This window comes from Leucobacter luti (genome assembly GCF_050310065.1).
Classification (GTDB): Bacteria; Actinomycetota; Actinomycetes; order Actinomycetales; family Microbacteriaceae; genus Leucobacter; species Leucobacter luti_B.
Map to the genome: position 1 here is coordinate 3,030,558 of NZ_CP190007.1, position 12,720 is coordinate 3,043,277.

The following is a 12,720-nucleotide window of genomic DNA, read 5'->3' on the forward strand; positions in this document are numbered from 1 at the left end:
GGCGCGCCGCCATATGCTGGTGGCATGACGAACGAGACGGATCCGGCAGCACTCGCACAGGAGGCGGCCGCGGCGATCGCACGCCTCACCGGGGTCGCGCAGCACGACATCGGGCTCACGCTCGGGAGCGGCTGGGGCAAGGCCGCCGACGTGATCGGCGAGACGGTCGCCGTGGTCCCCGCCGAGGAGGTGCCCGGCTTCCACGCCTCGGGCGTGCCAGGCCACTCGGGCACGCTCCGCTCGATCCGGCTCGCGAACGGCAAGCACGTGCTCGTGATCGGGGCGCGCACCCACTTCTACGAGGGGCGCGGCGTGCGCGCGGTCGTGCACGGCGTGCGCACCGCGGCGGCGGCTGGCGCCGGGATCATGGTCCTCACGAACGGCGCCGGCGGCGTCGACCCGGCATTCGGCGCGGGCGAGCCCGTGCTCATCTCCGACCACATCAACCTGACCGCGACCTCCCCCATCGAGGGCGCGCACTTCGTCGACCTCACCGACCTCTACGCCTCGCGGCTGCGCGACCTCGCGCGCGCCGAGGAGCCAGCCCTGCAGGAGGGCGTCTACGTGCAGCTCCCCGGCCCGCACTACGAGACGCCGGCCGAGGTGCGCTACCTCCGCACGATCGGCGGGCAGATCGTCGGCATGTCGACGGCGCTCGAGGCGATCGCCGCGCGGGAGGCCGGGATGGAGATCCTGGGCCTCTCGCTCATCACGAACCCGGCCGCCGGCATCGGCGAGGACCCGCTCGACCACGCCGAGGTGCTCGAGGCGGGCCGCGCCGCCGAGCCCCGCCTCGCCGAGCTACTCACGCGGGTCGTCGGCCGGCTGTAGCGGCGCGGCCGGATCCGGATCCGGATCCGGGCCCCGCGTCCGGCCGGGATCCGGGCCCCGGATCCCCGGCTACGCCTCGTGGACGATGCGCCCCTCGACGACCGTCAGCGCGATGGGCAGCTCCGGCAGCTCGTCTGGCGTCGCCTCGACGGGGTCGGCGCCCCACACCGTGAGGTCGGCGACGGCGCCCTCGCGGAGCTCGCCGCGGTCCGCGTGCCCGCGGGCGCGCGCCGGCCACAGCGTGTACGCGAGCAGGGCCTCCTCGCCCGTGAGGCACTGCTCGGGCTCGAAGACGGGCGCGGCCGGATCTCCCGGCGTGTGCCGCCCGCGCGCCCAAGCCATGCCGAGCCGCGGGTCGTACTGCGCGACCGGCCAGTCCGAGCCGAGCGTCAGGGTGACCCCGGCGTCCATCACGTCGCGCACGCGGTAGCCCGTCGCGTCGCGGCCGGGGCCGAGGCGGACAGCCCAGTTGTCGCTGCGGTCGCCCGCGCGCCACTGCATGTGCAGGGGCTGCATCGAGGCCGTGATCCCGGAGCCGCGGAGCTGCTCGACGTCGGAGTCCGCGAGCACCTCGAGGTGCTCGATCGAGTGGAACGGCAGGGCGTCGCGCGCGGGCAGCGTCGCGTAGACGTCGAGCACGCGGCTCACGGCGTAGTCGCCCACGGCGTGCGTCGCGATGAGCATGCCCGCGTCGTGGTAGGCGCGCACGACCTCGGCGTAGCGATCCCACGACGGCCAGAATGCGGCGCGGCCGTCGCCGCACGCGTCGACCGTGTGCAACCAGGCCGTGCCCGTGTCGATCACGCCGTCGCTGAAGAGCTTGATCGCGCCGGTCTGCCAGAGGCGCCCGGCGCGATCCTTGCCCGCGATCACGCGTGCGACATCCTCATCGGTGTCGCCGACGGCGTGCCAGTGGTGCACGGTGACGCGGTGATCCAGCTCCCCACGCTCCTCGAGCTCGGCGAGCAGCTCGACCGTCTCGTCCTTGCCGTCCATGATCGCGCCGCCGGTGAGCCCCACGGATGCGAGGGTCCGGAACATGTCGCGCAGCGCGTCGCGCTCCTCCCCGTGCGAGCGCGTCGGGGCCGCCGCGAAGAGCAGCTGATAGGCGGTCGGCTCGCGGAGTTCGCCCGTCGGCGTGCCGTCCGCGTCGACCACGATCTCGCTCGCGTCGGCGAACTCGCGCGCCCCCGTGATGCCGGCGGCGGCGAGCGCCGGCGCCGTGCCGAGCGCCGTGTGCAGGTCGTAGCAGATGAGCGCGACGGGGCGGCCCGGCGCGGCGTCGGCGAGCACGTCGCCGCGCATGCCGGTCTCCTCGAACGGCTCGTACTCGAGGTTCCAGCCGCGCAGCCACGCCCCCTCGGGGAGCTCGGCGTGCGCCGCGGCGAGCGCGGCACGGATCTCCTCGATCGTGCCGAGCCCGCCGAGATCGACGCCCGCCGTGACGTCGGCGGCCCAGTGCGGGTGCGTGTGGGAGTCGAAGAGGCCGGGGGTCACGGTCGCGCCGCCGAGATCCCGCACGGGAATCCCGGCCGCGTCAGCTGCCTCCCGGATCTCCTCGTCGGAGCCGAGGGCCGCGATCCGGCCGCCCCGCACGAGGAGCGCGGTGGCTCCGGTGGGTTCCGCCGTATTCGTGCGCAGCCTGCCGCCGATGAGTGCGAGGTCGCCGCTGGGCACGAGGTCGCCGCCGTTCGTCATGTCTTCTTCCCCTTCTCCCGCGGGCCCGGGCGCGCCGGATCCCGCATCCGCTGTTCAGGCGAGTGATCGCCTAATCGTCGATCGTCGTGAAGTGCTTGCGGAGCGGCTCGTGGACCACCCAGGCGCCCTCCCAGCCCGACGGCATGACCATGACGTCGCCCGGGCCGAACTCCTCGGGATCCTGCCCCTCCACCTCGATGGTGACACGTCCCGACAGGATCGTGCAGATCTCCGTGTACCCATCGCGGCGCGCCGTGAAGGTTCCGGGGGTGCACTCCCAGAGCCCCGTCGCGATGCGGCCGGACTGGTAGGCGGTCACCGACGCCTCGGTGAGGCCCTCGGTGACGGCCGTGGGCTTCGGCTGGTGCGCCCCGAGATCGGCGTTCGCGGTGTCGTGGACGGCGTGGGTGAGAATCTCGCTCATTGATAACTCCTTTGTGCTGGCGAGTGGAATTGCGGCGCGGGATCCGGCTCCGGATCCCGCGCCTGATGAAGATGAGGCTTGGCCGTGCCGTGCCGGCGCGTACCTAGCCGCGGCCCGTAATGACGTCGGCGACGTGCGCGATCGGCGACGTCTTCTCGCGGCCGGCGAGCTCCGTGCGATCGGCGATGCCATAGGCCGCGTAGAGGCCCTTCGTCGCGATCCAGCGCAGCGGCTCCGGCTCCCACTTGCGCACGCGGTGGTTCACCCACGGCAGCTTCGTGATGTCGGTGTCGTTGCCCAGGATCAGGTCGGCGATCGTGCGGCCGGCGAGGTTCGTCGAGGTGACGCCCGTGCCGACGTAGCCGCCGCCCCAGGCGATCCCGGTGGCGCGGTCGAGGCCCACGGTCGCCGCCCAGTCGCGGGGCACGCCGAGCACGCCGGACCAGACGTGGTCGACGGCCGCGCCCTTCGTGGCCGGGAAGAAGCGGTGCAGGATCTCGCTCAGCGTGTCGACCGTGACGGCGGGGGTCTCCCCGTCGGTGTCGGTCTTCGAACCGAACTTGTAGGGCACGCCGCGGCCACCGATCGCGATCCGGTCGTCCGCCGTGCGCTGCGCATACATGTAGACGTGCGCGAAATCGCCGAGCACCTCGCCCTTGCTCCAGTTCAGCTCGTCCCACACGGCCTGCGAGAGCGGCTCGGTCGCGATGAGCGAGGAGTTCATGGGGAGCCAGAGGCGGTGCAGGCCCTTGAGGTTCGCAGTGAAGCCTTCGGTCGCGCGGACCACGTACTGCGCCGAGACGGTGCCGTGGGTCGTGACGACGCGGTGCGGCAGGATCTCGACGGCGCGCGTGCGCTCGTAGATCTCAACCCCGAGGCGCTCAACGGCGTCGGCGAGACCCGCCGCGAGCTTCGCGGGCTGGATCCGCGCGCTGTGCGGATGCCAGACGGCGGCGCGCGTGTTCGCGACGTTGATCTTCGCCTTCGCCTCGGGGGCCTCGAGCAACTGGAGATCCGCGCTCTTCCAGGTCTGCTCGGCGGCGGCGAACGCCCTGATCCGGGCCTCCTGCGCCGGCGTGTAGGCGACGTTGAACTCGCCGCCCTTCTTGATGTCGGCGTCGATGCCCTCGGCCGCGGCGACGCGGATGACCTCGTCGACCGTGTCGTTCATCGCGACCTGGAAGTGCTCGGCGGCGTCGCGGCCGTGGCCCTTCACGTATTGCTCGCGGCCACCCGTGATGGCGTTCGTGAGCCAGCCGCCGTTCCGGCCAGAGGCCCCGTAGCCCGCGTGTTTCTGCTCGATCACCACGACCTTCAGCGAGGGTCGCGCCTGCTTCAGGTAGTAGGCGGTCCAGAGGCCCGTGTAGCCGGCGCCCACGATCGCGACGTCTGCCGTGAGGTCGCCCGGGAGTTCGGGTCGTGTCTTCGGGGCGCCGATCTGCTGCCACCAGTGCGACACGTTGCCGTTAATCATCGTTCTTCCTGTTCTCTTGCGGTTTCCCCCGGTCAGGAGGAAGTCTCTGGCGCGATCGCGTGGGGCGTCGCGTCGGGCGTCGGCGGGCTGTTGATCCAGAGCACCGCCGCGGGCGCCGCCGACTCGTTGACGACCCGGTGCGGGGTCGTGCTCAGGTACTCGATCGAGTCGTCGGTGCGCATCGTGTACCGCTCGTCGCCGAGCTCGAGCACGATCTCGCCCTCGGTCACGATGAACATCTCCTGCGAGTTGCCGTGCACGTAGGGATCCGCACCCGTATTGCCTCCCGGCTCGAAGCGGCCAGCGTAGACCTCCAGGTTGCCGAGCGGCGGCAGGGAGAGCACGAACTTCTCGGCGCCGTCGAGCGGGAGGAGGGGGCGATCCTCGGCGCGGAGCACGCCGCGCGTGTGCGCCGCCGAGTCGTCGAGGAGCTGAATCGGGGAGACGCCGAGCGCCGCAGCGATCTTGCGGAGGGAGGCGATGCTCGCGTTCGTGCGGCCGTTCTCGAGCTGGCTGAGGAAGCTGGAGCTCACGCCGGAGGCGGCCGCGGCCGCGCGGAGGCTCATGCCGCGGAGCTGGCGAAACGCGGTGATCCTGGCGCCGAGCTCGCGCTCGGCCTCGTCGGGTTCGACTACCCCCACCGGTTCCCCCGTTCCTCTTCGAACGACTGCCGGCGGTGCGCGGCAGCCCTGTCGCGGCCACTGAACGAAGTGTTCAGTGGCGTGATCCCCACTGTACAGTGAGCGCGGGATCGCCGCAATCCCTTGCGCTCCGGGAGCTCCGGGGGCGTATCATGGCCTGATTCCGCCACAAGCGGAGCCGCCCGATGTCGCGCACCCGAGCCCGACACGGGGTCTGGTGTGTGCACCCACGTTCATCGACAACGAAAGTCTCCCCGTGTCAGCCTCACGCACCGCGTCGACCACCGACGCCCCGACGACGACCACCGCACCGCGCAACTCCCCCGCCCGCGTGGTGCTCGCAAGCCTCATCGGCACGACGATCGAGTTCTACGACTTCTACGTCTACGCCACCGCGGCCGTCCTCGTCTTCCCCCACCTCTTCTTCCCCTCCGACAACGAGACGACGGCGCTCCTCGCCTCGTTCGCAACATTCGGCGCCGCGATGCTCGCGCGCCCCGTCGGCGCCGTCTTCTTCGGGCACCTCGGCGACCGGCTCGGCCGCAAGACCACGCTCGTCGCCTCGCTCCTCACGATGGGCATCGCGACCTTCCTCATCGGCGTGCTGCCGACGCACGCGATGGTCGGCGCCTGGGCCGCGGTCCTGCTGCTCATCATGCGCCTCGTGCAGGGCTTCGCGATCGGCGGCGAGTGGTCGGGGGCCGCGCTCGTCGCGACCGAGAACGCGCCGAAGGGCAAGCGCGCCTGGTACGGCACCTTCCCGCAGCTCGGCGCCCCGCTCGGCTTCATCATCGCGAACATGCTGTTCTACGTGATCAACCTCGCGCTCGCCGATCCGGCGGCGCCCGGGCAGCCGTCCGCGGCGTTCCTCGACTGGGGCTGGCGGATCCCGTTCCTCTTCTCGGCCGTCATGGTGATCGTGGGCCTCTGGGTCCGCCTCAAGCTCGTCGAGTCGAACGCGTTCGAGCACGCGAAGCAGGCGGGAGGCGTGAAGCGCATGCCGCTCGCCGAGGCGTTCAAGCACCACTGGAAGGCCCTGATCCTGGGCACCCTCGCGATGCTCGCGACGTACGTGCTGTTCTACCTGATGACCTCGTACACGCTGACCTACGGCACGCGGCCCACCGACGCCGACGTGCCCGGCGCCGGGTACACGTACAACTCGTTCATCCTGATGCTCGTGTTCGGCGTCGTGTTTTTCGGCATCTTCACGCTCGTCTCGGGCCCGCTCGCCGACCGCTTCGGCCGCCGCAGGAGCCTGCTCGTCGTGACGGCCGCGATCGCGGTCTTCGGCTTCCTGTTCGTGCCGCTGCTCGGCGGCGGCAGCACGCCGCTCGTCATGTTCTTCCTCGCCCTCGGTTTCACCCTGATGGGGCTGACCTTCGGGCCGATGGGCGCGTTCCTGCCGGAGATGTTCCCCACCAACGTGCGGTACACCGGCTCGGCGGTCGCCTACAACGTGTCCTCGATCCTGGGCGCGGCGCTCGCGCCGATCATCGCGGTCTGGCTGTGGACGGTGGCCGATGGCAGCCCGTTCTGGGTGGGCATCTACCTGACGGGCGCAGCGCTCATCACCTTCGTCTCGCTCCTCCTCACCCGCGAGACGAAGGACGTCGACATCGAGGCGTAGGGCGCTTCGCCCCGCTCCGGTGCCGGCATTGAGTTGACCCAAACTGACGCCTAATCGGCTCCAGGCGTCACTTTCGGTCAACTCAACACCGCCTACGGCCGAAAGGCCCCACCACCCGCGCCCTCGCCCCAAAGAGTTGACGCAAACTGACGCATAATCGGCTCCAGGCGTCACTTTGGGTCAACTCAGGCGGGGGTGCTGTCAACCCCGCGCCGGTGCTCCGGATCCGGCGCCGGATCCGCCCCGCCGCCGCGGCTCCACCCCAAACAGTTGACCCAAACTGACGCAAAAGTGGCTTTAGGCGTCAGTTTGGGTCAACTCAACCGGGGGGGCGGCGGCGAGGCCGGGGCGGCGGGCCGGGGCGGCGGGGCCGGCGGCGGCGAGCCGCCGCCCCCTACGTCGTCGACTCGCCGGCCTCGCCGGTGTCGACGAGGAGCACGCCCGCGCGCACGCGCCACGACATGAGCGCCGGCTCGCCGAGCTCGAACGGCATCGCCTCGTGCGAGAGCCGCACCGTGCCGTCGCTGCCGTCGGGCAGCCGCACCGTGTAGCGGCGCGACGACCCGAGGTAGGTGACGTCGACAATCTCGACCGGGATCTGGTTCTCGCCCTCGGGAACCGTCGACCCCATCGGGTGCAGGCGCAGGTTCTCGGGCCGGATCAGGATCGCGAGGTCCTCGTGGATCGACTGGCCGTCGGCGACGACGCGGTGCCCCGCGACCTCGATCGCGGTCCGGGTCTCCCCGTCGGCGACGCCCTTACCGAGAAGCACCGTCGACTCCCCGAGGAAGCGGCCGACGAACAGGGTCTGCGGCGCCTCGTAGAGGTCCTCCGAGGTGCCGACCTGCTCGATCTTGCCGTTGTTGAAGACCGCGATGCGGTCCGACATCGACAGCGCCTCCTCCTGGTCGTGCGTCACATAGACGAACGTGGAGCCGACCTCGCGGTGGATGCGCTTGATCTCCGCCTGCAGCCACTCGCGCAGCTTCTTGTCGAGCGCGCCGAGCGGCTCGTCCATGAGGAGCACGCGCGGCTCGTAGACGAGCGCGCGGGCGAGGGCGACGCGCTGCTGCTGCCCACCCGAGAGCTCCGACGGGTAGCGATCCCCGTACTCGCCCATGCGCACCATCGCGAGCGCGTCGCGCACCATGCGCTGCTGCTCCGCCTTACCGATCTTGCGGCGCTGCAGCGGGTAGGCGATGTTCTCCGCGACCGTCTTGTGCGGGAACAGGGCATAGTTCTGGAACACCATACCGATGTCGCGCTTGTGCGGCGGCAGCTTCGCGACGGGCTTGCCGTAGATGTGGAGCAGCCCCTCCGTGACGGAGGTGAAGCCCGCGATCATGTTGAGCGTCGTCGTCTTGCCTGAGCCGGACGGCCCGAGGAACGTCATGAACTCGCCCGGCTCGATCGTGAGGTCGATCCGGTCGACCACGGCCTTGTCGCCGTAGCGCTTCGTCACCTCGGTGAGGCTGATGCCGGCCTCGTTGATCTCGGAGATCGCCGTCGTGTTCAGGCCCTCGGCGCGGAGCTCCTTTTCGTGTTCCTCGGGGAGCGGGATGTCGTTGTGGGATATCGAGTTCACGCTGCGACTCGCTTTCTCTTCCTGGAGGCGAACTGGGCGGTGAGCATCACGACCACGGAGGTTACCATCGTGATCACCGCGACCGCCGCAACGGTGGGGTCATTGGTCTGGGTCACGCTGTTGAAGATCTTCACCGGCAGCGTCTGGAGCGACGGCGACTGAATGAAGAGCGACAGGATGACCTCGTCGAAGGAGGTGACGAACGCGAACAGCGCGCCCGCCGTCACGCCGGGCGCGATGAGCGGCAGCGTGATGGAGAAGAAGGTGCGGAGCTTGCCGGCGCCGAGCGACGCCGACGCCTGTTCGAGCCGCGGATCGAGGCCCTGCAGCGACGCCATCACGTTCGTGATGACGAGCGGCAGCGACACGATCGTGTGCGCGAGCACGAATCCCGGCAGGGTGCCGAGCAGGTTCATGCGCAGGAACAGGGAGTACAGGCCGACCGCGAGCACGATCCCCGGCACGATGAGCGGCAGGAGGAAGTAGCCCTCCATGAGCCCCTTGCCGCGGAACTTCACCTTCGACAGGCCGAGCGCCGCCATCACGCCGACGGCGGTCGCCACGATCATCGTGATCACGGCCACCTGCAGCGAGTTGAACAGGGCTTTCAGCCAGGTCGGGTCGGTGACGAAGTTCTCGTACCAGCGGGTCGAGAAGCCCTTCGGCGGGAAGTTGAACGAGGAGGCCTCGTTGAACGACATCGGCACGATCACGAGCGTCGGCAGCACGAGCCAGATGATGATGATGACGGCGAAGACGCCGAGCAGTCTCTTCAGGGTCATTTCTCCACCCCCGGGAACAGGCTGCCGCCCTTATTGATGCGCGACACGAGCACCAGGATCAGGATCGTCGAGACCAGCAGGAAGACGCCGAGCGCGGTGCCCTGACCCCACATGAGGAAGACGCTGATCTGCTGCTGGATCAGGGCAGAGACCATGATCTCCTTCGAGGATCCGAGCAGCGCGGGGATGATGTAGAAGCCGAGGCCGAGAATGAACACCGTCACCCCGCCCGAGAAGATCCCGGGCTTCGACAGCGGCAGGTACACCGTGAAGAACGCTGTGATCGGCTTCGCGCCGAGGTTCGACGCCGCGGGCAGGAGCCGCTTGTCGATCTTCGCCATCGCCGAGTACAGCGGCAGCACCATGAACGGCAGGAGCACCTGCGACATGCCGAGCGCCACACCGAACGTCGTGCGGATGAGCGGCACGGGCCCGATCCCGAACCACGCCTCGAGCAGGCCGTTGATGGGGCCGGTGTCCTGCAGCAGCACCATCCAGGCGAGCGTGCGGACCAGGATCGACGTCCACAGCGGCAGCATGACGAACAGTTGGAGCACGTTGCGCGTGCGATCCGACACGATCGTCATGAGGTAGGCGTAGGGGTACGCGAGCACGAGGCACACGACGGTCACGAGCAGCGCGGTGCCGAAGGTGCGCCCCACGACGGCGATGTTCGCCTCGGTCGTGAAGAGCCACACGTAGTTCTGCACGCCGGGCTTCGGATCCGTCACCGAACGGATGAAGACGTCGACGAGCGGCGCGAGGAAGAACAGGGAGATGATGACGAACGCCGGGACCAACAGCAGAAGCGGGCGCCAGTTCTTCGGCCCCCGCTTCGGCTGCTGTCCGCCGTCCGCACCGGGGGCCTCGAGGCCCCCGGTGACAGTCGACTGGGTCATTGCGATCCCTAGTTACCCGTCGCCCAGCCGGCCCAGGCTGCGGCGAGCGCGTCGTAGTTCTCGACCCAGAAGTCGACGTTCGGGGCGATGCCCGTGTCGAGGTGCTCGGTCGTCATCCACTTCGCGAGGGTGTCGTCGAGGTTCGGCTTCGCGTCGACGTTGACCCCGCCGTACGAGGTGAGCTCGGTCATCTTGGCCTGCTGCTCGGCGCCGAGCGAGTAGTTGACCGCCGCGAAGGCCGCGTCCTTGTCCTTGACGCCCTTCGGGATGCCGTTCGAGTCGACCATGATCATCCACTCGTCCCACATGGGGGCGACGGGGGCGCCAGCGGCGGCGGCACCGTAGCCGCGACCCGACCACACGAGGCCCATGACGGCCTCACCCGCCTCGAGCTGCTGCTGAGCCTGCGCGCCGGTGGTCCAGCCGATGACGTTGTCGCCGAGGTCCTTGTACATGTCGAAGGCGCCCTCGATGTCATCGACCTTGAGGTTCTTGACGTCCTTGCCCTGCGCCGTGAGCGCGAACTCGACGGTCTGCGGGTCGACGTAGGTCGACTGGCTGACGGTGCGCTTGCCGGGGAACTTCTTCGTGTCGAAGAAGTCGGCCGCGCTCGTCGGCGGGTTGTCGCCGAACTTCTCGGTGTTGTAGACGACCACGAGGCCGTAGAGGATCTGCGGGACCATGCACTTGTCGGTGATGGTGCCCTCGGGGACCTTCGACGTGTCGACCTTCGACATGTCGTACTCCTCGTAGAGGGTGCCGCAGCCGCGGGCGGTGTCGAACTGGGTCGTGTTGACGATGTCCCAGGAGACGTTGCCGCTGTCGACCATGGCCTTCAACTTGCCTGCGTCGAAGGCGTCCTGGTTGAAGGTCGCGCCCGAGGCCTTGGCGAAGGGGTTCCAGAGGGCCTCGGTCTGGCCGTCCTGGAAGATGCCGCCGGATCCGGCGAAGGTGAGCGTGACGCCCTTGAGCGCGCCCTCCTTGATCTCGCCTGCGACGGGCTTGCCGAGGTCGTGCTCGGGCGCGGGTTCGGAGGATCCACCGCCCCCGCTGCAGCCGATCAGGGTCAGAGCCAGCGCGGCGGCGCCCGCGACGGCGGCAAGGCCCCGGCGGGACCTGGAGTTCTTCAGCATCGGTGTTACTCCCTCACATCAGTGTGATCTCAGTCCCCGCCGCCTCACCCTGCGATCCGACGCGTATCGTTCGGCTCGTCTCGGGCTCGGGCATCCTTGCCGCGTGCTGCGGGGACGTCCACAAGCTACCAAGCGGCCGAAAGCGGGGGCCCGCCGAGTTACCCAGTCGTTACCGTGGGGGCCGAAGTTCGTATGTTCGTCCGGGTCGAGGGGGCGTCCCGGTACGAATGTATGAACCCGGAGCAAAGCCCGCCATCTCACCCTACGATGGGCGCGAGGGATCCGCCACCGCGATCGACCAGCTCGCCCAACGAAGCGCCTGAGAGGGACACCACCGTGAAGATCATTGTCATCGGAGCCGGCCTTGCCGGGCTGACCGCCGCCTGGGAGTTCGACAAGGCTGGGCACGATGTCACCGTGCTCGAGGCGCGGGATCGCGTCGGCGGCCGCACCTGGTCGGAGAAGCTCGGCAACGGGCAGTGGACCGAGCGCGGCGGCGAGTACATCTTCCCCACCGAATTCCCGATCCGGAGGCTCGCGGCGGAGATCGGCGTGCCGATCATGTCGCACAACGTGCGCTACGGCCGCCGCACCGTGAACGGCCGGATCATCTCCTTCGCGGAGCTCGACGAGACGGGGGCGCGCGTCAGAGGGACGCTCGCGCAGATGCTCGCGGACGGCGAGACGGGCGTGTCGCTCGAGCGCGCCTTCGAGGCGGCGCTCGGCGAGGGCTACCGCCTCGATCCCGTCTACCGCCGCACGACGACCTCGGCCGCGGCGGATCCGAGTCGCGTGAGCGCCGAGGCCGTGCTGCTGCACGAGTCGTCCACGGCCGGCGGCTACATCGAGGACGGCGGCCGCTTCGTCGAGGGCAACCAGTCGCTCTCGCTCGCGATCGCCGCCCTGCTCGGCGGCAAGATCCGGCTCGAGAGCCCCGTCGCGAGGGTCGAGCAGTCGGCCGCCGGGGTGCGCGTCGAGCTGAGCGACGGCACGGCGCTCGAGGGCGACGCCGCGGTCGTCTCCGTCCCGCTGCCCGTGCTACGCGAGCTGGAGCTCGGCTTCGACCTGCCCGAGGCGCAGCAGCGCGCGCTCGACCACCGCTTCATGGGGGTCGCGGCGAAGCTCGGCGTGCCGTTCACGCGCGTCGACGCCGACACCGCGCTGCAGAATCCGGATCACACCTGGTGGTCCTGGCGATCGTTGTCGATCGACGGCGTCGACCGGATCCCGGCACTCTCGAGCTTCGCCGGCGGCCCGTTCGCGCTCGAGGCGCTCCGCGTGAGCGAGGGCCCGGACGGCTGGGTGCGCGCGCTTCGCGACATGCGGCCCGAGCTCGAGATCGACGGCGACGTGCTGCTTACAACCTGGGAGGACGATCCCTGGGCCCGCGGCTCCTACAGCGCGCCGGGCATCGAATGGAGCGCGGCCGATGCCGACGCGTTCGACGTCTCGGCCGGCCGCGTCGCGATCGCGGGCGAGCACACTGGCCTCGCCCAGTCGCTCTCGGGCGCGGTCGCCTCGGGCTACCGCGCCGTCGCCGCGCTGAACCGCGAGCTCGGCCTCTGAGCCGGCGAGCGAGCGAGCGGCTCGGGATCCAGATCAGGCCAGCATTTGCGACGCGGG

Annotated in this window: 11 protein-coding genes; 3 read left to right on the forward strand and 8 right to left on the reverse strand. The window is 69.9% G+C overall.

The genetic code is table 11. The features are described from left to right. Nucleotides 1-24 precede the first annotated feature (24 nt). Nucleotides 25-831 carry a purine-nucleoside phosphorylase gene (locus ACOPJ3_RS13775; RefSeq protein ID WP_427869732.1) on the forward strand — a complete coding sequence of 269 codons (807 nt, stop codon included), beginning with the start codon at nucleotides 25-27 and terminating at the stop codon, nucleotides 829-831. 69 nt (nucleotides 832-900) lie between these two features. Here ACOPJ3_RS13775 and ACOPJ3_RS13780 read toward each other — a convergent pair whose 3' ends face one another. The 4 genes from ACOPJ3_RS13780 to ACOPJ3_RS13795 form a co-directional block, all read right to left on the reverse strand. Continuing rightward, nucleotides 901-2,529, reverse strand: coding sequence for an amidohydrolase (locus tag ACOPJ3_RS13780; protein WP_427869733.1), 1,629 nt, complete (start codon nucleotides 2,527-2,529; stop codon nucleotides 901-903). A gap of 70 nt (nucleotides 2,530-2,599) precedes the next feature. Next, complete coding sequence (locus ACOPJ3_RS13785; RefSeq protein WP_427869734.1) at nucleotides 2,600-2,953, reverse strand: cupin domain-containing protein; 354 nt, start codon at nucleotides 2,951-2,953, stop codon at nucleotides 2,600-2,602. A gap of 103 nt (nucleotides 2,954-3,056) precedes the next feature. Then, on the reverse strand, nucleotides 3,057-4,427 hold the full coding sequence (locus tag ACOPJ3_RS13790) for an NAD(P)/FAD-dependent oxidoreductase (protein WP_427869735.1): 1,371 nt from the start codon (nucleotides 4,425-4,427) through the stop codon (nucleotides 3,057-3,059). 32 nt (nucleotides 4,428-4,459) lie between these two features. Further along, nucleotides 4,460-5,068, reverse strand: coding sequence for a helix-turn-helix domain-containing protein (locus ACOPJ3_RS13795; RefSeq protein ID WP_427869736.1), 609 nt, complete (start codon nucleotides 5,066-5,068; stop codon nucleotides 4,460-4,462). A 256-nt stretch (nucleotides 5,069-5,324) separates the two neighbouring features. Between ACOPJ3_RS13795 and ACOPJ3_RS13800 the strand changes: the two genes are divergently transcribed. Continuing rightward, nucleotides 5,325-6,698 (forward strand): MFS transporter, encoded by a 1,374-nt coding sequence (locus tag ACOPJ3_RS13800; protein ID WP_427869737.1) that lies wholly within the window; start codon nucleotides 5,325-5,327, stop codon nucleotides 6,696-6,698. Nucleotides 6,699-7,092: 394 nt separating this feature from the next. Here the strand turns inward: ACOPJ3_RS13800 and ACOPJ3_RS13805 are convergent, their stop codons facing one another. The 4 genes from ACOPJ3_RS13805 to ACOPJ3_RS13820 are packed head-to-tail and all read right to left on the reverse strand — an operon-like array spanning nucleotide 7,093 to nucleotide 11,097. Continuing rightward, nucleotides 7,093-8,283 carry an ABC transporter ATP-binding protein gene (locus ACOPJ3_RS13805; RefSeq protein WP_427869738.1) on the reverse strand — a complete coding sequence of 397 codons (1,191 nt, stop codon included), beginning with the start codon at nucleotides 8,281-8,283 and terminating at the stop codon, nucleotides 7,093-7,095. After that, nucleotides 8,280-9,065 carry an ABC transporter permease gene (locus ACOPJ3_RS13810; protein ID WP_427869739.1) on the reverse strand — a complete coding sequence of 262 codons (786 nt, stop codon included), beginning with the start codon at nucleotides 9,063-9,065 and terminating at the stop codon, nucleotides 8,280-8,282. The genes ACOPJ3_RS13805 and ACOPJ3_RS13810 overlap by 4 nt, the downstream gene beginning before the upstream one ends. Next, entirely contained in the window at nucleotides 9,062-9,964 is a 903-nt protein-coding gene (locus ACOPJ3_RS13815; RefSeq protein WP_427869740.1) for an ABC transporter permease, read from the reverse strand. Before ACOPJ3_RS13815 ends, ACOPJ3_RS13810 begins: the two co-directional genes overlap by 4 nt. Nucleotides 9,965-9,972: 8 nt before the next feature. Then, nucleotides 9,973-11,097, reverse strand: coding sequence for an extracellular solute-binding protein (locus ACOPJ3_RS13820; RefSeq protein ID WP_427869741.1), 1,125 nt, complete (start codon nucleotides 11,095-11,097; stop codon nucleotides 9,973-9,975). 336 nt (nucleotides 11,098-11,433) lie between these two features. On the opposite strand from ACOPJ3_RS13820, the gene ACOPJ3_RS13825 reads away from it, so the two are divergent. Beyond that, nucleotides 11,434-12,663 carry a flavin monoamine oxidase family protein gene (locus tag ACOPJ3_RS13825; RefSeq protein ID WP_427869742.1) on the forward strand — a complete coding sequence of 410 codons (1,230 nt, stop codon included), beginning with the start codon at nucleotides 11,434-11,436 and terminating at the stop codon, nucleotides 12,661-12,663. Nucleotides 12,664-12,720: the final 57 nt, after the last annotated feature.